Annotated in this window: 24 protein-coding genes; 11 read left to right on the top strand and 13 right to left on the bottom strand. The window is 63.4% G+C overall.

Translation table 11 applies throughout. The features are described 5' to 3' along the window. The 5 genes from DXY33_RS03220 to DXY33_RS03200 all read left to right on the top strand — a co-directional run. Positions 1–1,091 (top strand): iron uptake porin (locus tag DXY33_RS03220; RefSeq protein ID WP_115131734.1); only part of this gene is annotated, 1,091 nt, incomplete at its 5' end. 217 nt (positions 1,092–1,308) lie between these two features. Then, positions 1,309–2,805, top strand: a complete 1,497-nt coding sequence (locus DXY33_RS03215; protein ID WP_115131733.1) for an iron uptake porin — start codon at positions 1,309–1,311, stop codon at positions 2,803–2,805. Between the two features lie 115 nt (positions 2,806–2,920). Continuing rightward, positions 2,921–3,889, top strand: a complete 969-nt coding sequence (gene cysK, locus DXY33_RS03210) for a cysteine synthase A (RefSeq protein WP_115131732.1) — start codon at positions 2,921–2,923, stop codon at positions 3,887–3,889. Further along, entirely contained in the window at positions 3,886–4,554 is a 669-nt protein-coding gene (locus DXY33_RS03205) for a J domain-containing protein (RefSeq protein WP_115131731.1), read from the top strand. Before cysK ends, DXY33_RS03205 begins: the two co-directional genes overlap by 4 nt. Next, entirely contained in the window at positions 4,551–6,617 is a 2,067-nt protein-coding gene (locus DXY33_RS03200; RefSeq protein WP_115131730.1) for a phospholipid carrier-dependent glycosyltransferase, read from the top strand. Before DXY33_RS03205 ends, DXY33_RS03200 begins: the two co-directional genes overlap by 4 nt. On the opposite strand, the gene DXY33_RS03195 is transcribed toward DXY33_RS03200, so the two are convergent. After that, positions 6,596–6,850 (bottom strand): NAD(P)H-quinone oxidoreductase subunit O, encoded by a 255-nt coding sequence (locus DXY33_RS03195; protein WP_006850906.1) that lies wholly within the window; start codon positions 6,848–6,850, stop codon positions 6,596–6,598. The genes DXY33_RS03200 and DXY33_RS03195 overlap by 22 nt on opposite strands. A gap of 82 nt (positions 6,851–6,932) precedes the next feature. Here DXY33_RS03195 and DXY33_RS03190 point away from each other — a divergent pair, with 82 nt between their 5' ends. Continuing rightward, positions 6,933–7,862, top strand: a complete 930-nt coding sequence (locus tag DXY33_RS03190) for a TIGR01777 family oxidoreductase (RefSeq protein WP_115131729.1) — start codon at positions 6,933–6,935, stop codon at positions 7,860–7,862. Here the strand turns inward: DXY33_RS03190 and DXY33_RS03185 are convergent. From DXY33_RS03185 to DXY33_RS03170, 5 genes are all read right to left on the bottom strand, one after another. Continuing rightward, positions 7,810–8,082, bottom strand: coding sequence for a hypothetical protein (locus DXY33_RS03185; protein WP_114987461.1), 273 nt, complete (start codon positions 8,080–8,082; stop codon positions 7,810–7,812). The genes DXY33_RS03190 and DXY33_RS03185 overlap by 53 nt on opposite strands. Further along, the gene (locus DXY33_RS03180) at positions 8,079–9,248 is read right to left on the bottom strand and encodes a lipid-A-disaccharide synthase-related protein (protein WP_115131737.1); all 1,170 of its coding nucleotides are present in this window, start codon (positions 9,246–9,248) and stop codon (positions 8,079–8,081) included. Before DXY33_RS03180 ends, DXY33_RS03185 begins: the two co-directional genes overlap by 4 nt. 14 nt (positions 9,249–9,262) lie before the next feature. Continuing rightward, on the bottom strand, positions 9,263–9,430 hold the full coding sequence (locus DXY33_RS12170; RefSeq protein WP_170950923.1) for a hypothetical protein: 168 nt from the start codon (positions 9,428–9,430) through the stop codon (positions 9,263–9,265). Between the two features lie 88 nt (positions 9,431–9,518). Beyond that, entirely contained in the window at positions 9,519–9,938 is a 420-nt protein-coding gene (locus DXY33_RS03175) for a hypothetical protein (RefSeq protein WP_115131728.1), read from the bottom strand. A 49-nt stretch (positions 9,939–9,987) separates the two neighbouring features. Continuing rightward, positions 9,988–10,380: an iron-sulfur cluster assembly accessory protein gene (locus DXY33_RS03170; protein WP_114987465.1), complete on the bottom strand. Its 393-nt coding sequence runs from the start codon at positions 10,378–10,380 to the stop codon at positions 9,988–9,990. A gap of 70 nt (positions 10,381–10,450) precedes the next feature. Between DXY33_RS03170 and zds the strand changes: the two genes are divergently transcribed. The 3 genes from zds to DXY33_RS03155 are packed head-to-tail and all read left to right on the top strand — an operon-like array spanning position 10,451 to position 12,835. Then, complete coding sequence (zds, locus tag DXY33_RS03165) at positions 10,451–11,917, top strand: 9,9'-di-cis-zeta-carotene desaturase (RefSeq protein ID WP_114987467.1); 1,467 nt, start codon at positions 10,451–10,453, stop codon at positions 11,915–11,917. Further along, a complete protein-coding gene (locus tag DXY33_RS03160) occupies positions 11,917–12,354 on the top strand; it encodes an SRPBCC family protein (RefSeq protein WP_115131727.1) in 438 nt (145 codons plus the stop codon). The genes zds and DXY33_RS03160 overlap by 1 nt, the downstream gene beginning before the upstream one ends. Next, positions 12,329–12,835, top strand: a complete 507-nt coding sequence (locus DXY33_RS03155; protein ID WP_115131726.1) for a hypothetical protein — start codon at positions 12,329–12,331, stop codon at positions 12,833–12,835. Before DXY33_RS03160 ends, DXY33_RS03155 begins: the two co-directional genes overlap by 26 nt. On the opposite strand, the gene DXY33_RS03150 is transcribed toward DXY33_RS03155, so the two are convergent. The 5 genes from DXY33_RS03150 to DXY33_RS03130 all read right to left on the bottom strand — a co-directional run bounded on the left by DXY33_RS03150 (position 12,811) and on the right by DXY33_RS03130 (position 17,083). Continuing rightward, positions 12,811–13,608: a uroporphyrinogen-III synthase gene (locus tag DXY33_RS03150; RefSeq protein WP_115131725.1), complete on the bottom strand. Its 798-nt coding sequence runs from the start codon at positions 13,606–13,608 to the stop codon at positions 12,811–12,813. The genes DXY33_RS03155 and DXY33_RS03150 overlap by 25 nt on opposite strands. Next, positions 13,605–14,807 carry a glycosyltransferase family 2 protein gene (locus DXY33_RS03145; protein WP_115131724.1) on the bottom strand — a complete coding sequence of 401 codons (1,203 nt, stop codon included), beginning with the start codon at positions 14,805–14,807 and terminating at the stop codon, positions 13,605–13,607. The genes DXY33_RS03150 and DXY33_RS03145 overlap by 4 nt, the downstream gene beginning before the upstream one ends. 65 nt (positions 14,808–14,872) lie before the next feature. Continuing rightward, positions 14,873–16,474, bottom strand: coding sequence for a glycoside hydrolase family 3 N-terminal domain-containing protein (locus DXY33_RS03140; RefSeq protein ID WP_115131723.1), 1,602 nt, complete (start codon positions 16,472–16,474; stop codon positions 14,873–14,875). Beyond that, positions 16,455–16,877 carry a 30S ribosome-binding factor RbfA gene (gene rbfA / locus DXY33_RS03135; protein WP_115131722.1) on the bottom strand — a complete coding sequence of 141 codons (423 nt, stop codon included), beginning with the start codon at positions 16,875–16,877 and terminating at the stop codon, positions 16,455–16,457. Before rbfA ends, DXY33_RS03140 begins: the two co-directional genes overlap by 20 nt. Then, positions 16,877–17,083: a DUF751 family protein gene (locus DXY33_RS03130; protein WP_006850467.1), complete on the bottom strand. Its 207-nt coding sequence runs from the start codon at positions 17,081–17,083 to the stop codon at positions 16,877–16,879. The genes rbfA and DXY33_RS03130 overlap by 1 nt, the downstream gene beginning before the upstream one ends. A 59-nt stretch (positions 17,084–17,142) precedes the next feature. Here DXY33_RS03130 and DXY33_RS03125 point away from each other — a divergent pair, with 59 nt between their 5' ends. Beyond that, positions 17,143–17,868 carry a glutathione S-transferase family protein gene (locus tag DXY33_RS03125; RefSeq protein WP_115131736.1) on the top strand — a complete coding sequence of 242 codons (726 nt, stop codon included), beginning with the start codon at positions 17,143–17,145 and terminating at the stop codon, positions 17,866–17,868. Here DXY33_RS03125 and DXY33_RS03120 read toward each other — a convergent pair. Beyond that, positions 17,834–18,511, bottom strand: a complete 678-nt coding sequence (locus DXY33_RS03120) for a DUF6816 family protein (protein ID WP_115131721.1) — start codon at positions 18,509–18,511, stop codon at positions 17,834–17,836. The genes DXY33_RS03125 and DXY33_RS03120 overlap by 35 nt on opposite strands. On the opposite strand from DXY33_RS03120, the gene DXY33_RS03115 reads away from it, so the two are divergent. Continuing rightward, positions 18,510–18,773: a chlororespiratory reduction protein 7 gene (locus DXY33_RS03115; RefSeq protein ID WP_115131720.1), complete on the top strand. Its 264-nt coding sequence runs from the start codon at positions 18,510–18,512 to the stop codon at positions 18,771–18,773. The genes DXY33_RS03120 and DXY33_RS03115 overlap by 2 nt on opposite strands. Positions 18,774–18,776: 3 nt before the next feature. Here DXY33_RS03115 and DXY33_RS03110 read toward each other — a convergent pair whose 3' ends face one another. Further along, complete coding sequence (locus tag DXY33_RS03110) at positions 18,777–19,352, bottom strand: shikimate kinase (protein ID WP_115131719.1); 576 nt, start codon at positions 19,350–19,352, stop codon at positions 18,777–18,779. Positions 19,353–19,366 lie beyond the last annotated feature (14 nt).

The following is a 19,366-nucleotide window of genomic DNA, read 5'->3' as shown; positions in this document are numbered from 1 at the left end:
TGGCTGAGTTCGAAACCGAGCTGGCCATCCTCAAGGGTCGCGTTGACGGCCTCGAAGCCAAGGTTGGCGAACTGGAAGCAACTCAGTTCTCCACCACCACCAAGCTCAAGGGCTACACCGCCTGGGTGCTTGGCGCTCTTGATGGTATCGATGGCAAAGAAGCCACTACCCTCAACTACGACCTCCGCCTGAAGCTGGCTACCTCCTTCACTGGTAAGGATCAGCTGACCACCGTTCTGCGGTCTGGCAACTTCGACGATTCCAACTTCAGCTCTGGTCTGACCTTTGTTGAAACCGCTATGAGCAGCGGTAACGACGTCAAGGTTGGTCGTTTGTTCTACACCTTCCCCGTTGGCGACTCCCTGAGCGTCACCGCAGGTCCCATCGTTCGCTCGGACGATGCCTCCATGTACGCCGGCTATGCCACGTACTACCCCTCTGACCTGCTCCTCGACTTCTTCACCTACGGCGGTGCACCTACCACCAACAACCTGGGCTTCACTGGCTCCGGTGTCGGTGCTGTTTACACCCTGGGTGACAGCGGCTTCAAGGTGAGCGGCAACTACGTCGCCAGTAATGGTGCTGATTCCAGCGCCGGTATTGGTACTGACGAGTCTGCTTCTACTTCTTCTTGGCAGCTGTTCTACGAGGGTGAAGCCTTCGACGGCAACCTGCTTGCTCAGGTTGGCTATGCCTATGAGCAAAACGTTGGTCTCGCCATCGGCAACTCTTCTACTGCTGACCGCGAGGGCTACAGCATTGCTGCAGCCTGGAAGCCTGCTGATTCAGGCATCATGCCTTCCATCAGCACCGGTTACTCCACAGCAGATGAAGAGGGTGTGAGCGACGACATCGATTCCTGGTATGTGGGTCTCGAGTGGAGCGATGTGTTCGTTGAGGGCAACTCCTTCGGTGGCGCAATCGGTTCTGCCCCCGCATATGAAGATGGTGTTGACAACACCATGTGGGAAGTCTTCTACAGCTTTGCTGTGAGCGACAACATCACTGTTACCCCTGCAATCTTCGGCATCGACGAGGACGGCAAGGAAGATGTGTTCGGCGGCATCATGAAGACCACCTTCACCTTCTGATCAAAGGATTGAGTCCTAGGGCTTCTTCTCCTTCAGATCTCTTCAGCCCTCCACTTCGGTGGAGGGCTTTTTTTTTTGGAGTAATAAGGCAGTGAATGGTCTTAACCGATACATAAACAGCCCTTGAGTTGCTGTTAGCGACAGGCTGAGGCTGCATCTATAGCGTTAGGCCGCGGGCATGTCTTGCCTGCACTTTCTCTTGGTGTGAGAACCCAAAATGAAGCTTTTCCAGCAACTGCTGGTGGCTCCTGCCGCCCTTGGTCTTCTGGCCACCGGCGTCAATGCCGCCGAGCTGAACATCAACGGCGTTTCTGATTACGCGGCTTTCGCTGATCAGGTCACCAGCGTCACCCAATTCTCTGACGTCTACCCCACCGACTGGGCCTATCAGGCACTGGCTGGTTTGGTTGAGACCTACGGCTGCGTCGCCGGTTACCCCAACGGCACCTTCAGTGGCAACCGTGCCATGACCCGCTACGAAGCGGCTGCCCTCCTCAACGCCTGCCTCGACCGCGTCACTGAAGTGACCGACGAGCTGCGTCGCCTGATGGCGGAATTCGGCGCCGAGATGGCCATCCTCAAGGGCCGTGTCGATGGTCTCGAAGCCAAGGTTGGCGAATTGCGCGCTGCTCAGTTCTCCACCACCACCAAGCTCAAAGGTAAAGCCACCTTTGTGGCTGGTGCCATGGATTCTGAAGAGGCTGGCGCCAAGGCTGATGACGACGCATTTACCTTCTCTTACGACTACCGCCTCGGCCTGAAGACTTCCTTCACCGGTAGAGATCTTCTGTTTGCTCGCCTGCGTGCCGGCAACATGAAGTCCAGCGCCTTCGCCAGCGGCTTCCGCAAGTTGGATGTTGCCGGTGAGAAGGACAACATCTTCAAGCTCGACCGCCTGTACTACAAGTTCCCGGTGGGATCAGGCCTCACCGCCATCGCTGGTCCCCTGGCCCGTAACACCGAAAGCTTGGGCATGAAGCCCACGGCTTACACAGTGAAGACGCTGAACATGTTCGGCGGTCAATTCGGTGCTGGCAACGTCTACAACAAAGAGACCGGTGGTCTCCTTGGTGTGATCTGGAAGCAGAGAGTCGCCAAGGGTGAGCCCCGCCTGACTGCAGCCCTCAACTATGTCGCCGATGCTGGTGAAGCTGAGGCCTCCGATGACGGGATGTTCACTGCTAAATCAAAGGGCAACACCACTGCTCAGATTGGTTACGGCACCAAGAAGTGGGGCGCTGCCCTCGGTTACCGCTATGGCCAGTGTGGCGCAGGCTTCGGCACTTCCTACCTGAGCTCGCAGAGCTGTGGTAGCGACAACGTCGACTCCCAGAACTTCGCTCTTAACGGCTTCTGGAAGCCTGAAGAGACTGGTTTCATCCCTTCTGTCAGCCTCGCTTACGGCTGGTCTGACCTCGAAGGCAGCACCGTCGATGAGGCCCGCACTTGGATGGTGGGTCTTCAGTGGGACAAAGTTGCTGATTCTCCCCACACCCTGGCAGTTGGTTTCGGTGCTCCTCTGTACGTCGAGTCCCAAGACGGCACTGACCCTGATGCTCCCGAGCTCGCTTGGGAAGCTTCTCTGAAGTACAAGGTCTCCAGCAACATCACCATGATTCCGGCAATCTTCTATCTGCCTGAGTCCAGCTCCAAGCAGGGTCAGTCCGGCTACGAGCAGTTTGGTGCCGTTCTCCAGACCGTCTTCAAGTTCTGATCACTGGGCCCGACTTCGGTTGGGCCTTCAGAACAACCTTCCTCACACACACACTTTCCAAGCCCTCCCCTGTGGAGGGCTTTTTTTATGGTCGTTCTGCGGGCAAGCTGCAGCCATGAGCATTGCTCCTGACATCACTTCTTTAATCGGTGGCACGCCCCTCGTGCGGCTGAACCGATTGCCCCAGGCCTGCGGCTGCCAGGCCGAGATCCTGGCCAAGTTGGAGAGCTTCAATCCATCCGCCTCGGTCAAAGACCGCATTGCCAGCGCCATGGTGCTGGAGGCGGAGCAGGCCGGCACGATCGTTCCCGGCCGAACGGTGCTGGTGGAGCCCACCAGCGGCAACACCGGGATTGCCTTGGCCATGGTGGCGGCGGCCCGGGGGTACCGGCTGATTCTCACCATGCCGGACACGATGAGCACGGAGCGTCGCGCGATGTTGCGGGCCTACGGCGCCGAGTTGCAGCTCACCGACGGTGCCCAGGGCATGAATGGGGCCATCGCTCTGGCCAAGGATTTGGTGGACGAAATCCCCAACGCCTACCTGCTTCAGCAGTTCGATAACCCTGCCAATCCAGCCGTGCATGAACGCACCACGGCTGAAGAAATCTGGCGTGATACCGAGGGTCAGATCGATGCTTTTGTGGCGGGGGTGGGCACCGGCGGCACCATCACCGGTTGTGCCCGTCTTTTGAAACAACGCCAGCCGCAGCTGCAGGTGATTGCCGTTGAGCCCGAGGCCAGTGCTGTGCTCTCCGGGAAGCCCCCTGGGGCCCATCGCATCCAGGGGATTGGAGCTGGTTTTGTTCCTGCGGTGCTGGAACTCGATCGGATTGATTCGATCCTCACGGTGAGCGATGAGGAAGCGATGCAGGTGGGCCGGCGTCTGGCTCGGGAGGAGGGTCTGCTCTGCGGCATCAGCAGCGGAGCAGCCATGGCCGCAGCCCTGCGGGTGGGCCAAGACCCCTCCATGGCGGGCAAACGCCTGGTGGTGATGCTGGCTAGTTATGGCGAGCGCTACCTCTCCACCCCGATGTTCAGTGCTGCTTCGCAGCTTCCCGCCCGGAGGGATGGTCAGCTGTGAGCGACCCCTATGCCGTGCTCGGTGTCAGCAGCACCGCCAGTAACGCTGAGATCAAGGCGGCCTACCGCCAGCTGGTGAAGCAGCACCATCCCGATGCCGGTGGCGACGACCAGCAGATGCTGGCCCTCAATGCCGCTTGGGAAGTTCTTGGCGATGCCGAGCGCCGTAAGGCCTTTGATCGCACGCGGCCCCGGCCGGGCCGGACGGCATCGCCGACGGAGCTGCGCCGGGCCAGCCGTGCCCACGATCGTGCTGTGGCCGCTGACGATGCCCTGGTGGAGTGGTTGCGGCGGGTTTACGCCCCGATCGACCGCATGCTCGGTGAGGTGATCAATCCCTTCCCCAAGCAACTCAAGGCACTGTCGGCTGATCCCTATGACGATGCGCTGATGGAGGCGTTCTGCAGCTATCTCGAGGCGAGCGGCCGCCGGATGGACAAGATCAAGCAACTGTTCCAGTCGTTGCCCACGCCGGTCTCGGCCCGTGGCTTCGGGCTGAGCCTGTATCACTGCCTTTCCGAAGTGGAGGACGCTCTGGCGGAACTGGAGCGCTACACCATGGGATACGTGGATGGATATCTCCACGATGGTCGCGAGATGCTTCGGGAGGCCAAGCAGCGACGCAAGCGGCTCCAAGATGAACGGCGTCGCTTGGAGATCGTGTGAAACAGCGTTGGCGTTTCTGGGCTTTGGTGGCCCTGATCTGGGTGATCTCCACCGTGGTGGATCGGCTCTGGTGGACGCTCCAGACCGGCGTTCCCGCCTGGGATCAGGCCGACTATCTCAACAGTGCCATGGACCATGGCCGCGCCCTGGGCCTGCTGCCCGGTGGCGGGTGGCAGGGTTGGCAGGCGCTGCTGGATCTGTCACCGAAGATTCCGCCCCTGGCCTCGCTGGTGAACGGCAGCGTCATGGCCCTGAGTGGTGATGCCCCGGAGCAAGCGGCCTGGAGCTTGAGTCTCTGGCACGGGTTGCTCCTGGTGGTGATGGCGGGTTGGGGACGACGGCTGCAGGGGGATGGCCTGGCCTTGATCGCCTGCCTGTTGGCGGCATTGACGCCGGCCTTTTTGGATCTGCGCACGGACTACGTGCTGGAGATGGCTCTGGTGGCCAGTTGCAGCCTGGCGATCTGGCGTCTCGGGGTCTGGTGTGACCCTCAGACTGGAGGGCGCTGGGGGCAGGCCTGGGGTTGCACCCTGGCCGCCATCGCTGCGGTGCTGGTGAAGCAGAGCGCCCTGCTGGTGCTTGTTCCTGCGGGACTCTGGGCTGCGGGAATCGCCTTGCGGCGGGGTGGCCCTGGGCTGCGTCAGGCTTTGCTGCTGCCCCTGCTCACGGCGGTCCTGATCGGCCCCTGGTTGCGTCACAACTGGATCACCAGCCTCGGCGGTACCAACCGAGCCGTGTTCGAGTCAGCGGCCCTGGAGGGCGATCCTGGCGTCTTCAGCCTGGCCAGTTGGCTTTGGTATCCGCGCTTGTTGCCGGAGCAGCTGGGCCCGGTGCTCCTGGTGGTGGGCTTGTCGGGCCTGCTGCTTTGGTGCTGGCAGCGCCGGCAGCCCTCCGCGGACCATGGCTGGTCCTGGCGCTGGCTCATGCTCAACCTTGTTGGGGCCTGGGTCCTCACCACCCTGAGCCCGAACAAGGATGGTCGCTACATCACGCCGCTTTTGCCCTCACTTGTGTTGCTGCTGGCCCGGGGGTGGTGGCAGTGGGGCCATTGGTTCGAGGCCAGGCGTTCCAGGCTGGTGTGGCCCTTGTTCGGTGCTGGGCTGCTGGCCTGTGTCCCGGCGGGCTGGGCTCATCAGCTTCATCGGTTTGAGCACCGTTCCCGCGGTCCGGTGGAGGCTGTGGTGGAGGCCGCCGGCGGTGCAGATCCCAGTAGGCCTCCTGCCACCCTGATCGTGGTGCCCAGCACCTCCGACCTCAACCAGCACAACGTCAGCTTCTACGGCCGTCGCCACGGTGGTCAGACCGTTGGACGCCAGTTGGGTGGCAGTCGAGAGGACTGTGAGCCTGTGCTGGCACTATCGGAATGGGTGGTATTAGCGGAAGGGGACCAGGGATCGGTGCGCAAAGCGGCCCGATCCCTGGACCAAGCCGTGCGCCGCAGCGGTGTGTTCGAGCTGGTGCAGCAGTTCGAGCGTCCCCGTGGCGGGAGTTATTCCCTCTGGCGCCGCCGCGCGACGCATCCGATTGAAGGCCCCTCTTTTGCGCAGCGCTTCCCCGAGCTCGCCGCTGGCTTGGCGGCAGGGCCGGTGGGGCTGGATCCGGTGTTCGCTGTGGTGGGGCAGGAGCACATGCTCGATGGCCATTTCAGTTACAGGGAGCCGGTGCGTTCTGAGGCCTTGGCGGCCTTGGCGCAGGATCCCGATGCTGTGCAACCGCGTTGGACCCTGGCGCTGCTGGCGGTGCTGGAAAACCGCCCTGTGCAGGCAGCGGAGCAGTTCGAGGCTCTGCAACGGCTGTTGCCTGATAACCCCTGGCCAGCGGCCTACCGCAGTGTGGTCAACCTTGCGGGGTGGAACCCCTGGCAGGCAGCCGCCGCTGCGGATGGGGCCGGCGTTTCGAATCCTGTGCTGGCGGCGCTGGGGGATCTCAGCGGCGTGCTCTCCGGTGCTGTGTGGCGCATCCCCGCCGCCATGACGTCAGTTCCAGCGGCCGTCACAGCAGTGGAGGAGGCCCTGGAGTCTGCCTCCAACAAAGATCAGGATCAGGAGCAGGCTTCCAGCTGATCCATTCGCAGCCACACATCGGGCACCGGACGGTTCCAGCGCACCTGGCCGTAGTCCCCTTTCACCACCAGCAGCTCGCCGGGACCTTCAAAGATGTAGTCGGGTGCTGTGGGATCGCTGGCTCCAGCCTCAAGGCTGGAGCTGTAGGCGGCTCTGTTCACCTTGACCAAAGCCCCTTTGCGCAGCGCAGCAGGCTTGGCCTTGGCGGGGGCAGCGGCGTCGGATTCGGCCATGACAGGTGATGGTGATGGCACCAGGCTAAAACCAATCGCCCACGAACCCCCTTAGCCTCCCAGCCGCACCACCCCCGCTTCCATGCGTCTGCTGCTGTTCGGCTGCACTGGTTTTGTTGGCCGTGAGCTCCTGCCGCTCCTGCTTCAGGCCGGCCATCAGCTCACGGTGGTCAGCCGCCGCTTGGCCCGTGGCTACGACGCTGAACGGGCGGATGGGCGACTGACCTGGATGCAGTTCGACCCCGCCAGCAGCAGCACCTGGGCCGATGCCGGGCTGCTGGATGCCCTGAAACAGGCCGATGCGGTGGTCAACCTGGCGGGAGAACCGATTGCCGAGAAGCGTTGGACCCCGACCCACCGGCAGCTGCTTGAAACCAGCCGTCTGGAAACGACCTCTCAGTTGGTGAAGGCGATCGAGGACTGTGCAACGCCACCGAAGCTGCTGGTGAATGCCTCAGCCATCGGCTTCTACGGCTCCAGCCTGAACAAGCGTTTTCTTGAATCGAGCACCCCTGGCGACGACTTCCTTGCGAGCTTGTGTGAGCGCTGGGAAGCGGCGGCTGAGGCGGTGCCTTCTGCTGTACGGCAGGTCACCCTGCGGATCGGCATTGTGCTGGCGGCGGACGGCGGTGCACTCGGAAAAATGCTTCCGGTGTTCCGCACAGGGTTTGGTGGTCCGATCGGCAGTGGCCGGCAATGGATGAGCTGGATCCACCGCACTGACCTATGCGCCCTGATCCTTCAATCCCTCACAGACGAGAGTTGGAGTGGCGTGATCAATGCCGTGGCTCCTGAGCCCGTCTCGATGGCGGCCTTCTGCAAGCAACTGGGGCGCAGCCTGGGCCGTCCGAGTTTGTTGCCGGTGCCCGCTCCAGTGCTTCAAGTGCTTCTGGGGGATGGCGCCAAGGTGGTGTTGGAGGGCCAGCAGGTTGCCTCGGAGCGGCTGGACGCTCTGAACTTCAGCTTCCGCTACCCCGATCTGGCTTCAGCACTCGCCGCTGCCACCAGCTGAAGATGCCGCTCACCAGGGCCGCCATGATCAGCAGGCTGATGGCTGGGGCGAACAGGGGTTGCCACAGCAGCTGAACCTGGTCCATCAGCCAGTCATGGCCTTGGCCCTGTTGCACCACGGCAACGGCGAAGACCCCTGCGCCGATGAACACCAGCAGCACGTTCACCATCAGCAGGCGGTCGAGCCAGCGTTTCCAGGCCGGTTCAGGCGTGGCACTCATGCAAGCAGTGAGCAAATGGCTGCCGCCATTCTCGGGCCTCCACCAGCGTCTCCGAGGCGCCATTTGGCCTCCTCTTGGCATTGCTGTTGCAAGTCAGGATCCCGTCGCGCACGTTCAAGCAGAGCCATGGCCAGCGCCGCTGTTCCCTCCAAGGCCTCATGGCTGCCACTCTCCCCGTCGGCACAGAACACCGTGGGGCCCAGCAGGCGCCGTTGGGCTTCTGCGAATGCCGCTGTGAATTGAGGCCCCTGGCCCGGCACCTGCAGCACCGGTTTGGCCAGGCCAACGGCTTGCTCGATGGCGGTACCTGCCATGCCGATCACCAGATCGCTGTGCTGCAGCACGGCACGGAAGGCCCCGCGGCGAACGTTGATCCCCCAGGCTCCCTCACGCTCCAGCACGCCGTTTTTCAAGTGCCAACCGCATCGTTCGCTCAGCCGCCGCAAGCTGTCGTCATCGAGGCTGGGCACCAAGGCCAGATCGACGTTGCAGCGAACTGTGTTGGGCAGCAGCTCGATCAGCCGCAGCAACAGCTGCAGGTTCTGTTCCAGTTCCGGTCGGCGGCTGCCGGGCAGCAGACCGATGCGTGGCGTGCTGCTGGGAGGCGGGGTGGCCGCTGTGAACACCGAATCCATGAACGGATTGCCCAGGAAGGTCACCGGTCGTTGCAGTTGTCTGCTGAGGTCCTCGGCGGTGCGCTGATCGCGGCTGTACACCGCTTTGAAGCGGCGGCTTTTCAGCAGGTTTGCGCAGGGCCAGGGGAGCCGCAGCCTCCCTTCGTAGTGGCTGGAGTAGGCCACCAGGTAGGTCGCCACAGGCCGTTGGCTGAGCCATGCCGCGATCACAGGGATCACGTCTCCCACCACCAGGATCAGATCGAAGCGACGCCGGTACCGCATCAGACGCACCAGGCGTCGGAGCAAATACAGCACTTGCCCTTGGGCGATCTCGGTGAGGCGGCCGCGAAGGCTGGTGTAGCCGATGCCGCCGGTGCTGAATTCATGGCTGCGTCCCAGCAGCGGCACGCCGGCTTTTTGGTAGGCGCTGCCAAGGCCCACCAGCGGAAGCGCCTGCACGTTGTGGCCCTGCCGCTGAAGCTCCTGGGCCAGCAGGGCGCCGGAGAGGTCTTCACCGTGGCCATTGCTCAGCAGCAGGATGCGTGCCATCGCGGGGCTGCCCATCACCACATCCAGGTGCTCGGATCCGGTATGCCGTTGGCGCGCCTGGCCAGTTGCAACCGCCGCGCTTCGCTGGCCAGGCGTTCCTGCCGCAATTGAGCCGAACGATCCGCTGGAGGCCGCACGCGAACCTGGGACGGCAGACGGGTGATGGTCCAGGTGGCTGTCATGCAGGATTTGTCAGGCAGTGGCTGTCAGGCAGTGGCTGTCAGGCAGTGGCTGTCAGGCAGTGGCTGTCAGGCAGAACGTCCGTTGTGATCAGAGCTCAAGCCAGGCTTTCACTTTCTCGAGGGCCTTCCAGCCGGGTTTGCGTTCAAGCCCGTCGGCGATAGAGACCTTGAGTTCGCCGGACACCTCTGGGGCCAGGGTCATCACCTGCGTGACCACCTGGATGTGGTCACGCACGCCCTTGGATTGGGTTTCCAGCAACGCCAGGCTCAGGTTGATCCTGGCCTGGGGGTCCTGGCCGTTGAGTCTCACCGCGAAACGTGCCGACCGCAGCGCCTCCTCTGGTTGGTCACAAAGCAGCTGCAGCCAGGCCAGGCAGGTCCAGCCTGCCGATTGGCGAGGAGCGGCTTCAACGATGCGGGCGAAATCAGGGAGCACCTCTTCGGCCGCGGCGCCAGCCTGATAACGGGCCATGGCCTGCTCAAACAGGCTGTCCTGGGAAGTCTCCATCACTAGGGAGAGGGCAGTGATCTCCCCTCAGATTCCCACGTGGCTTCGCTCACACGGCGAAGGAACTGCCGCAGCCACAGGTCTGGCTGGCGTTGGGGTTAGTGAAGTTGAAGCCACCACCGATCAGAGCCGTGCTGAAGTCCAGCTGCATTCCGTAGATGTAGAGCAGGCTTTTGGGATCACAGATCACCCGGAAGCTCTGACCGTCAGCCGCCATGTATTCGTAGGTCTCGTCGTCGTCGAGGGTGTCTGAGGCGGGTACGAAATCCATCGTGTAGCTCATGCCGCTGCAGCCCCCAGACCTCACCCCGACGCGCAGCACCTGGTTCTCACCCTGTTCGCCACACAGCTTGGCCAGCTGCTGCATCGCCGGTTCGGTGATCAGGATGCCCTTGCCGTCTTTGGCGGTATGGGCCGGCGCGGTATCGGGGGTGGAAGTCATGTTCAACGCAGGCTCGCGCTCTCACTCTATGAACGCTCATACATAGAGTCGCCTTAGTTGACCAGATCATGTGCGGGTCGCGATCGTTGGTTCCGGCCTCGCCGGCCTCTCCGCTGCAGTGGACCTCGTGGATGCGGGCCATGAGGTGAATCTCTACGAAGCCCGTCCCTTTATGGGCGGCAAGGTGGGCAGCTGGGTGGATGAGGGCGGTAACCACATCGAGATGGGGTTGCACGTCTTCTTCTTCAATTACGCCAACCTCTTCGCTCTGATGCGCAAGGTGGGAGCGTTCGAGAACCTTCTGCCGAAGCAGCACACACACCTGTTCGTGAACAAGGGGGGCGATCTGCGGGAGCTGGATTTCCGCTTCCCCATCGGCGCACCCTTCAACGGCCTCAAGGCCTTCTTCACCACACCGCAGCTCAGCTGGATCGACAAGCTGCGCAATGCCCTGGCCCTGGGCACGAGTCCGATCGTGCGGGGTCTGGTGGACTACGAGGGGGCGATGCGCACCATCCGAGCCCTCGACTCCGTCAGTTTCCAGGACTGGTTTGTGGGCCATGGCGGCAGCCCCGAAAGCATCCGGCGGATGTGGAATCCCATTGCCTATGCCCTGGGCTTCATCGACTGCGAGGCCATCTCCGCCCGCTGCATGCTCACCATCTTCATGATGTTTGCGGCCAAGACGGAAGCCTCCAAGCTCAATCTGCTCAAAGGATCACCCCATCGCTGGCTCACGGGTCCGATCCTCGACTACATCCAGCAGCGTGGAGGCAAGTTGCATCTGCGTCATCGGGTGAAGCAGGTGGACTACAGCGAGGGTGAATCCCCTGAGATCACTGGCCTGCAGCTGGGAACGCCCGAAGGAGACATTCGTGTAGAGGCTGACGCCTACCTGGCCGCCTGTGACGTGCCCGGGATTCAGAAACTGCTGCCCGAGGCCTGGAACCGTTACCCCCAGTTCAAGGCGATTCATCAGCTGGAGGCCGTACCCGTGGCCACCGTTCAGCTCCGCTACGACGGCTGGGTGACCGAGCTGGGAGATGCCCAGGAAGCCCAGCGCCGGGATGTGGCGACACCCACGGGGCTCAACAACCTGCTGTACACGGCTGATGCCGATTTCAGCTGTTTTGCAGATCTGGCCCTGGCCAGTCCGGAGGATTACCGCAAGCAGGGAGAGGGCTCTCTGCTCCAATGCGTGCTCACCCCTGGTGATCCCTGGATTCCCAAGTCGGTGGATGAGATCGTGGCCCACACCGACCGTCAGGTGCGCGAGCTGTTCCCCTCGGCCCGCAATCTCAAGCTCACCTGGAGCAACGTTGTGAAACTGGCGCAGTCGTTGTACCGCGAAGCCCCTGGTATGGAGCCCTACCGCCCGGAGCAGCGCACGCCGATCCGTAATTTCTTCCTGGCCGGCAGCTACACCCGTCAGGACTACATCGATTCGATGGAGGGGGCCACGATGAGCGGTCATCTGGCGGCGGCGGCCATCCTCGATCAGCCGGTGAAGCTGGCCACCAATGCGGCGGTGGCCTGATGGGACGCTGGCTCGAACACACGGTCACCTCCGAGGTGCAGGCCCCGGCCTCCAAGGTCTGGGAGGTCTGGAGTGATCTCGAAGCGATGCCCCGTTGGATGCGCTGGATTGAGTCGGTCAAACCACTCGACGACCCTGATCTCACCGATTGGACTTTGGCGGCACAGGGCTTTCGCTTCAGCTGGAAGGCCCGGATCACCCAGCGGGTTGAAGCCCAGCAACTGCACTGGGAATCAGTGGGTGGTCTGCCCACCAAGGGTGCCGTTCGCTTTTATCCCGAATCCGACGACCGCACTGTGGTCAAGTTGAGCGTGACCTACGAATTGCCGCGGGTCTTGGCACCGCTCATGGAACCCAGCATCCTGGGGGGCATCGTGACCAAGGAGCTTCAGGCGAATCTTGACCGTTTCCGTGACCTGGTGGAAGCAGGCGGCTAAGCATTGGCTTGCCCCCGTTGCCGTGTTGGTGGTTGTGGGGGGCTGTGGTGGCGAAACGCCAACGGCCACGGCGCTGCCATCGGTTCCAGTGAAACCTGAGTCGCTTCTGGAAACCTCAGCGGTTCAGGCCCCGTCGATTGGCCTGACCCCTCTGCCTTTGGCTGAGCAGGTGCAGCAGGCTGCCCTCGGCGGCCGGGCGGATCCCTTTGCTCCTCTTGTTGGTGTGGAGGCTGCGGATGCTCAGGCTCCCGCGACTGGCCTCGCTCTGACTGGCGTTTTGTTGGTGGGAGATCAGAAACGAGCCATCGTGACCACCCCCAACGCCAGCGGTGTGATCTGTGTGGGCGCAGAGGGCCGCTGCGGCGCGGATGCTCCGCTGTTGCTGCCGACTGGATGGTCGGTGCTCAGTATTGATGTGGCGCGCGGTTGCATTCGCTTCGCGCTGAACGATGAGCCTCAGGATCTCTTCTGCATCGCCTGAGCGCAGGCTTCGGCTAACCCTTCGAGATCGTGGGGGTCGGCCTCAGCATCCACCCGGCCGAAGCATTGGCGGCAGCTGCGACTGGTCTGGGGGCCGATTGAAACCAGCTTCACCCCCTCCAACCGTTCAGCCCAGCCTGGACCGAAGCGCTGTTCCAGCAGCTGCGCGGTGTGCTCCGCTGTCTTCCCGCTGCTGAAGGCGATGGCATCAACGTCACCTTCCTCCAGGGCGGTCGCTGTGGGCTCCGGCATCGTGGCGGGGCAGCCCGACTCATAGGCCGCCACCTCCACCACCCGCACCCCGGCTTCACCGAAGGCGTCCGCCAGCAGGGTGCGACCACCGCTCTGCACCCGTGGAAGGAGAATCTTGAGACCCCAGCCTGACACAGGGAAGTGATCGATCAAGCTGTCGGCCACGAAGCTCGGAGGCACGAAATCAGCGGCCGCCCCCAGGTCGTCCAGCACCTGCGCCGTTTTGCGGCCCACCGCGGCAATCTTGAGACTGGCGGGGCGTCTGGCCAGGCAACGGCCAAGGCGTTGCAGCCGCTGTTCCACGGCCTGCACGCCATTGGCACTGGAGAACACCAGCCAGTGAAAGCTCTCCAAGTCCTCGAGGGCGTCATCCAGAGGACCCCAGTGGTCGGGTGGTCCGATCACCAGGGCAGGAAGATCCAGCACCGTCGCACCCCGCTGCTCCAGCAGCTGGCGCGCGGCTCCCAGTTGGTCGGCCGCGCGGGTGACGACCACCGTTCGGCTTTGCAACGGCTGGCTCAAGCGACAGCCTCCCCGTCCAGTTTCACCACCCCCTCCACCCTTTCGCGCAGCTGCTGAGCAGCGTCAGCGTTTCCCTGAGCCTGAAGCAGGTTGATGGCGCGGATGAAGCTGCCGCGAGCGGCGTCGATGTTGCCGCCCAACAACTGGGCCACGGCATTGTTCTGATGGCACTCAGCGTTGTTGGGATCCAGGGTGAGGGCGCGCCCGTACGCCTCCAGGGCCGCGGCGAGGTCGCCGCGCCTCCGTTGCATCAGCCCCAGGTTGTACCAGGCGAGGGCCACTTCCGGTGCCCGCTGGGCGGCGGTTTGGGTGAGGCTGATCGCTTCCTCCAGGTTGCCCTGATCCATCAGTCGAGCCGCCAGGTTGAGGCGGGCTCCAAGACTCACCCGAGTGTCCAGCGGAATCTCCAGGGCTTGTCGGTAGCAGTTCACCGCCTTGTCGGGATCACTGGGGGTCAGGGCCAATCCCAGGTGCAGCAGCAGTTCATACCGTTCGGCACCGGCTGAACCGCACTTCTTCAGGCCGTTTTCCAGCAAGGGAATGGCGTCTTCGTTCTTGCCCTCACTGATCAACAGCCCCCCGAGCTTGGCGCTGGCGTAGGGATTACCGGGACGCTCCTGCAGATCAGCCTCCATGGCCTGCCGCAGCCGATCGGCCTTGTCGCTGCCCGCCAGCAGTTCCGGTCGGTAGCCGTCATGGAGGATTGCCGGCTCACTGCAATCGGCGATGCGCCATTGGGGTTCGGCGTCCAGCAGGCTGCGAACGCTGTCGTCGATTATCGAGTGGTATGGCCGGCTCCACTGGATCGACGGGTGGCGGCGGAACAGACGACTGACGCTGGAATAGGGAGCCATGGCAGCCCCCACCTCGTAACGCAGCAGGTTGATCACCAGCACATCTGGCTGGGCCATCAACGCCTTCAGGGCTGGGATGGCCTCGGGGCGCAGTTGTTCATCGGCGTCCAGCACCAGCACCCAGTCGCCGTTGAGAAACTCCAGGGCCTGGTTGCGGGCTGGGGCGAAGTCCCCCGGCCAGGGAATCTGCTCAACCCGGGCTCCGGCCGCTTCGGCGATGTCCACCGTCGCATCGGTGGAGCCGGTGTCCACCACCACCATCTCGTCGGCGAAGCCCTGCACGGAGCGCAGGCACTCCCCGAGACGCGCCTCTTCATCGCGCACGATCATCGAGAGGCTGAGCATGGCCGGCCGGCTTGGGGTTGGCGCGAGGTTAAGTGCGGTTGGCCAGTGCGGTTGGTTGGTGGTGGTCAGTCGGTGAACGCACCGCTGTTGCCGGTCGGCGTCGCGCTGGGGAACAGTTCGGTGAGCACCTGGCGTTGGGCTTCCTGCATTTGGCCGGCGGAATAGGCGGCAGGGCAGCTGCTGGGCAGAAGTGGCTTCAGGCTGTCCCAGAGGTAAGGGCTGCCGTAGACCACGACTCCGGCCAGCCGGTTGATGGCAATCAGTTGCTTGATCGCTGCGGCCCAGGGTTCTTGGGCATCCCGTCCGGCGCGGAAGGGGTTGCCCCGCAGGAACAGCTGCAGCAGCACCGCTCCATCGCCGAGGCGGTCCATCGCCAGGGGCGCGTCCGCTTGGCCGCTCCAGGGCGATAGCCCTTCGCCATGAATCACGATTGAGCGAAATCCTTGTGCTTCAGGAGTGCGCAGGGCCGGGGACCAGCCGCTGAGGGCGGCTGCGCTGGGCACCATGGCATCCACGCGCACCAGGTTGATTCCTGCTTGTGGAAGAACCTTTGCTTCGCCGACCGTGATGCTGTGACGCACCAGCTCAGCCTCAAGGGCTTGCTCGTCTGCGCTGACGATCGGACTTGAAGCTGTGCTGGTGGGGATCGATGCCAGCGCATGGGCCCGGCGCTGCAGGCTCTCGTCCAACCGCTCGAGGCACAGCCTTCCACTGCTGAAACCGTCGCAGAGACCATCGATGGCAGCATCCGCATCCGCCGGCATCAGGATCAGGTCGGCCCCGGCTTCAAAGGCCAGCACAGCTGCTTCGGCGGCGCCGTGCCGTGCGCTGATCGCTTCCATCACCAGGGCATCGGTTACCACCAGCCCGTTGAACCTCATCTGGCGCCGCAGCAAATCGGTGAGCACGGCTTTGGAGAGGGTGGCGGGCTGCTGCGGATCCAATTCCGGCAGCACCAGATGGGCCGTCATCACGCTCTCCACACCGGCGGTAATGGCGGCCTGAAAGGGCGGAAGTTCGATCTGTTCCAGCCGTTCGCGGCTGTGGGGCAGCACCGGTAGGTCGATATGGGAGTCGCTGGTGGTGTCGCCGTGGCCGGGAAAGTGCTTGGCGCATCCGAGCACCCCCGCTTGCTTGAGCCCCCGCTGGAACGCCACCGCCAGGGCACTGGCAGTCTTGGAATCCTCGCCCCAGGCCCGCACATTGATCACAGGGTTGGCGGGGTTGTTGTTGACGTCGCACACCGGCCCCAACACCCAGTTCAGCCCACAGCGGCGGGCCTGTTCGCCGGTGCAGCGGCCATAGCGCTCACTCAAATCCAGGGCCAGCTCGGGCTCCCGCTGGTGGAGTCGCCCGAGGGCCAGGGGCGGCACCAGCCAGCTGGCCCCTTCGAAGCGCTGGCCAACGCCCTCTTCAACGTCCGCGCAGATCAGCAACCGCTGCTCACTCCAGCCCTGCAGTTGCTGGGTGCGTTGTTGCAGCTCAACAGCGCTGCCCCCCAGCAGGATCACGCCACCAACACCTTCCCGCAGCAGGCGCTGCAGTTCGCTGTTTGGAAGCTCCCACTGCGGGTAGCGACGCTGCTGGTCGCTCAGATGACCACTGGCCCGCACCACCAGCAGTTCCGCTACGCGGCGCCGCAGGCTGTTAGCCGGCCGGCTGTTCATCACTGCCTGGCTGTTGATCACTGCCGGGGGGAATCTCGCCCCGCTGCTGCCGTTCGTCTTCGAGGCGATTCAGCAGTCCCAGCACTGAGGTGCCGCGTTCCAGACCCCGATCCAGTTGGAACACCACTTCGGGAGCGCGTCGCATCTGCAGCCGTCGCCCCAGTTCTCCCCGCAGGAAGCCGCTGGCGGCCTGAAGCCCCTCGAGCACCTGGTCGCGCTCCTGAGCTTCCCCAAACACGCTCACGAAGATCTTGCAGTGCTGCAGATCGCCGGACACTTCCACTTCGGTGATGCTCACCATGCCCTGGTGCACCCGTTCATCACGGATGCCATTGATCATCAGTTCGCTGACTTCTTTGCGGATTAGGGCGGCCACCCTCTCCACTCGACGCCCCTGTGCCATCACGCCATCGGTGCTGAATTCACCATGGCACGCAGCACCAAGGTGAGGCTGATTCCACCGCTGATCAAGGCGCCGATCAAGGCCACGGCCGTGACGGGATTGCTCCGGCGTGCGGCCAGGGGTTCGGCAACGGAGTTCATCACCCCGAGGGTGAAGGCGATCAAGTAACGGGGATAACGGGAGACGTTGAGGAAAAACTCCCGCATGGTTCTGGCGTGCTTGCAAATCTGCTGGCTACTCTGCCGGGCCCATGGCTGTTTTGGACATGTTGGAGCTGCATCAATTCCGCCATTCCGCGTTTTGTCTCAAGGTGCGGATGGTGTTGCAGGCCAAGGGGCTGAGTTTCCGCACCGTGGAGGTGACCCCCGGTGTCGGCCAGGTGGCCGTGTTCCGGCTGTCCGGCCAACGGCAGGTTCCCGTGTTGGTGGATGGTGATCAGGTCATCGCCGACTCCAGCGCCATTGCACTGCATCTGGATCAGCGGGAGCCAGACCCTGCACTGATTCCCGCTGATCCGCGTCAGTCCGCCCAGGTGCATCTGCTGGAGGACTGGGCCGACACCACCCTGGCCATGGCGGGCCGCTCCTCCCTGGTGCAGGCCGCGGCACTGGATCCTGAGCTACGGGTGGCCCTGTTGCCCGACGACCTGCCCGACCCCGTGCGTTCGGTGATGGGAGTGATCCCAGGCGGTTGGGTGAGCAACATCACCGAACTGGTCAACCAGAAGGAGCGCACCGAGCTGCTGGCCAGCCTGGAGCAGTTGGCCACATCCGTGCAGGCCAGCCCCTGGTTGGTGGGGGACAGCATGACCATTGCCGACATCGCCGTTGCCGCTCAGTTGTCGTTGCTGCGCTTCCCCTCTTCGGCGGGAGCAGCCCTGGCCGGTAAAGGTGTGCCTGGGCTGAGCGATCACCCCAAGCTGCAGCCCTTGTTCCAGTGGCGCGACCAGATCGAACTCAAATTGATGGAGCGGACTCTGGAAGAGGTGTGAAGCGCAGTTGGTAGTGGTGCTGGGCGATGGCCTGATCCCGCAGGCTCTCGCCCGGAGAGGCGTAGCGCCCTTGCCATTGCTCGGCGCAGATGTCCTTGCCGCAGCGGTGATAACGGCTCAGGGTTTCGATCCTGCTCAGCCGCGGCGGCCCGGGCGCATGCAGGATCTGCAGCACCAATTCATCGGCCAGGAAGGTGTCGGCGCTCGGGCTCTCCTGGTGGCGGCCCGTCACCGTGGTCTCGAGATAGAGATCCCCTTTCAGTCGGGCAATCTGGCGATTGGCGGAGTCGGGGTCTTCTTCTACCCCCAGAAGCTGCTCGCCAAGCAGGGCACGACCGATGGCCGTGGCGTTGAAGCTGCGATCGCCGACCAGTCGACCGCGCCGGTCGGCTTGAAATCGTGCCTGATGCAGCAGGGGTGGATCGTCGGGGGCATCGAGATCAACGCTCTCCACTTGCCAAAGCCCGGCAAACCAGTCGGGGTAAATCAGGTCGTCCCGATTTGAGGGCCGCGGCAACGGTGCCGGCAGGCTCCAGTCGGGCCAACTGTTCAACCGCTGCTCAAGACCTGTCTGGGCCCAGGCTGGGCCGCCACTGAGCAGGATGGTGAGGCTGATCAGCAGCATCCACAACCGCCGTTCCATGTCTGATCCCCTGATCCGTGCCCTTGATGACTATGTGGTGCTGGAGCCCGGCAAGCCGGAGCAGTTGCTCAGCGCTGCTGACACGTTGACATGGCTGAGCGGTTGGTTGCGCAGCCTCGATCAGTTGCCGGACGATCTGGCAGATCAACCCGATGTCGACGCAGCGGCGCAGCGGTTGATCGATACGGCCTGTGATCTGGAGATCAGCCCTGGGGTGACTTTGCAGTGGTTTGCGGTGCGTTTGGAGCCGCCCACCGCTTGAGATTCAGTCGGTTCGGCGTTGGGTCGGATCCTTCAGCAGGCTTGGCACCAGTTGCAGGATTCCGTCGGCCACGGCCTCTGGGGTTTCGTCGTTGATCACCACCGTGAGATCGGCCTCGGCATAGAGGGGACGACGCTCGTTCAACAGTGCGTTCAGAGCCGCCTCCGGATCGGCGGTTTGCAGTAACGGGCGCACGGTGCTGTCGGCGTTCAGCCGCTGCAGCAACTGGTCTGGCACCACATCGAGCCAGATCACGATGCCGCTGTGCAGCAATCCCCAGTTCTCCGGTTGGGTCACCACGCCGCCTCCGGTGGCCACCACCAGCGAGTGACGCTGACTGATCGCACTGAGTACCTGGCTTTCCAGGCTGCGGAAGCCCGCTTCACCATCCCGATCAAAGATTTCGGGGATGCTGCAGCCCGCCGCCTGTTCGATCACCGCATCTGCATCCACAAAGCCGTAGCCCAGGCGTTCGGCCAGGGGGCGGCCCGTGCTCGTCTTGCCGCTGCCCATCATTCCCACCAGATAAAGGCTGCGCCCGCCAAGACGCTGCTTGAGGGTGGGGGTGGAATCCGCCATGACTCGGAAACGGC

It is taken from the genome of Synechococcus sp. N26, assembly GCF_900473975.1.
Classification (GTDB): Bacteria; Cyanobacteriota; Cyanobacteriia; order PCC-6307; family Cyanobiaceae; genus Parasynechococcus.
This window is presented reverse-complemented; position numbering and strand designations above follow the sequence as displayed.

Excerpts from the sequence above, each read along its gene's own strand:
- DXY33_RS03215 (WP_115131733.1), top strand. The coding sequence starts at position 1,309 with ATGAAGCTTTTCCAGCAACTGCTGGTGGCTCCTGCCGCCCTTGGTCTT.
- DXY33_RS03195 (WP_006850906.1), bottom strand. The coding sequence starts at position 6,850 with ATGGCCGAATCCGACGCCGCTGCCCCCGCCAAGGCCAAGCCTGCTGCG.
- rbfA (WP_115131722.1), bottom strand. The coding sequence starts at position 16,877 with ATGGCACAGGGGCGTCGAGTGGAGAGGGTGGCCGCCCTAATCCGCAAA.
- DXY33_RS03120 (WP_115131721.1), bottom strand. The coding sequence starts at position 18,511 with ATGGAACGGCGGTTGTGGATGCTGCTGATCAGCCTCACCATCCTGCTC.
- DXY33_RS03145 (WP_115131724.1), bottom strand. The coding sequence starts at position 14,807 with ATGCTCAGCCTCTCGATGATCGTGCGCGATGAAGAGGCGCGTCTCGGG.
- DXY33_RS03130 (WP_006850467.1), bottom strand. The coding sequence starts at position 17,083 with ATGCGGGAGTTTTTCCTCAACGTCTCCCGTTATCCCCGTTACTTGATC.
- DXY33_RS03170 (WP_114987465.1), bottom strand. The coding sequence starts at position 10,380 with ATGACTTCCACCCCCGATACCGCGCCGGCCCATACCGCCAAAGACGGC.
- DXY33_RS03115 (WP_115131720.1), top strand. The coding sequence starts at position 18,510 with ATGTCTGATCCCCTGATCCGTGCCCTTGATGACTATGTGGTGCTGGAG.
- DXY33_RS03140 (WP_115131723.1), bottom strand. The coding sequence starts at position 16,474 with ATGAACAGCCGGCCGGCTAACAGCCTGCGGCGCCGCGTAGCGGAACTG.
- DXY33_RS03185 (WP_114987461.1), bottom strand. The coding sequence starts at position 8,082 with ATGAGTGCCACGCCTGAACCGGCCTGGAAACGCTGGCTCGACCGCCTG.
- DXY33_RS03175 (WP_115131728.1), bottom strand. The coding sequence starts at position 9,938 with ATGGAGACTTCCCAGGACAGCCTGTTTGAGCAGGCCATGGCCCGTTAT.
- DXY33_RS03125 (WP_115131736.1), top strand. The coding sequence starts at position 17,143 with ATGTTGGAGCTGCATCAATTCCGCCATTCCGCGTTTTGTCTCAAGGTG.
- DXY33_RS03110 (WP_115131719.1), bottom strand. The coding sequence starts at position 19,352 with ATGGCGGATTCCACCCCCACCCTCAAGCAGCGTCTTGGCGGGCGCAGC.
- DXY33_RS03190 (WP_115131729.1), top strand. The coding sequence starts at position 6,933 with ATGCGTCTGCTGCTGTTCGGCTGCACTGGTTTTGTTGGCCGTGAGCTC.
- DXY33_RS03180 (WP_115131737.1), bottom strand. The coding sequence starts at position 9,248 with ATGGCACGCATCCTGCTGCTGAGCAATGGCCACGGTGAAGACCTCTCC.
- DXY33_RS03160 (WP_115131727.1), top strand. The coding sequence starts at position 11,917 with ATGGGACGCTGGCTCGAACACACGGTCACCTCCGAGGTGCAGGCCCCG.
- DXY33_RS12170 (WP_170950923.1), bottom strand. The coding sequence starts at position 9,430 with ATGACAGCCACCTGGACCATCACCCGTCTGCCGTCCCAGGTTCGCGTG.
- cysK (WP_115131732.1), top strand. The coding sequence starts at position 2,921 with ATGAGCATTGCTCCTGACATCACTTCTTTAATCGGTGGCACGCCCCTC.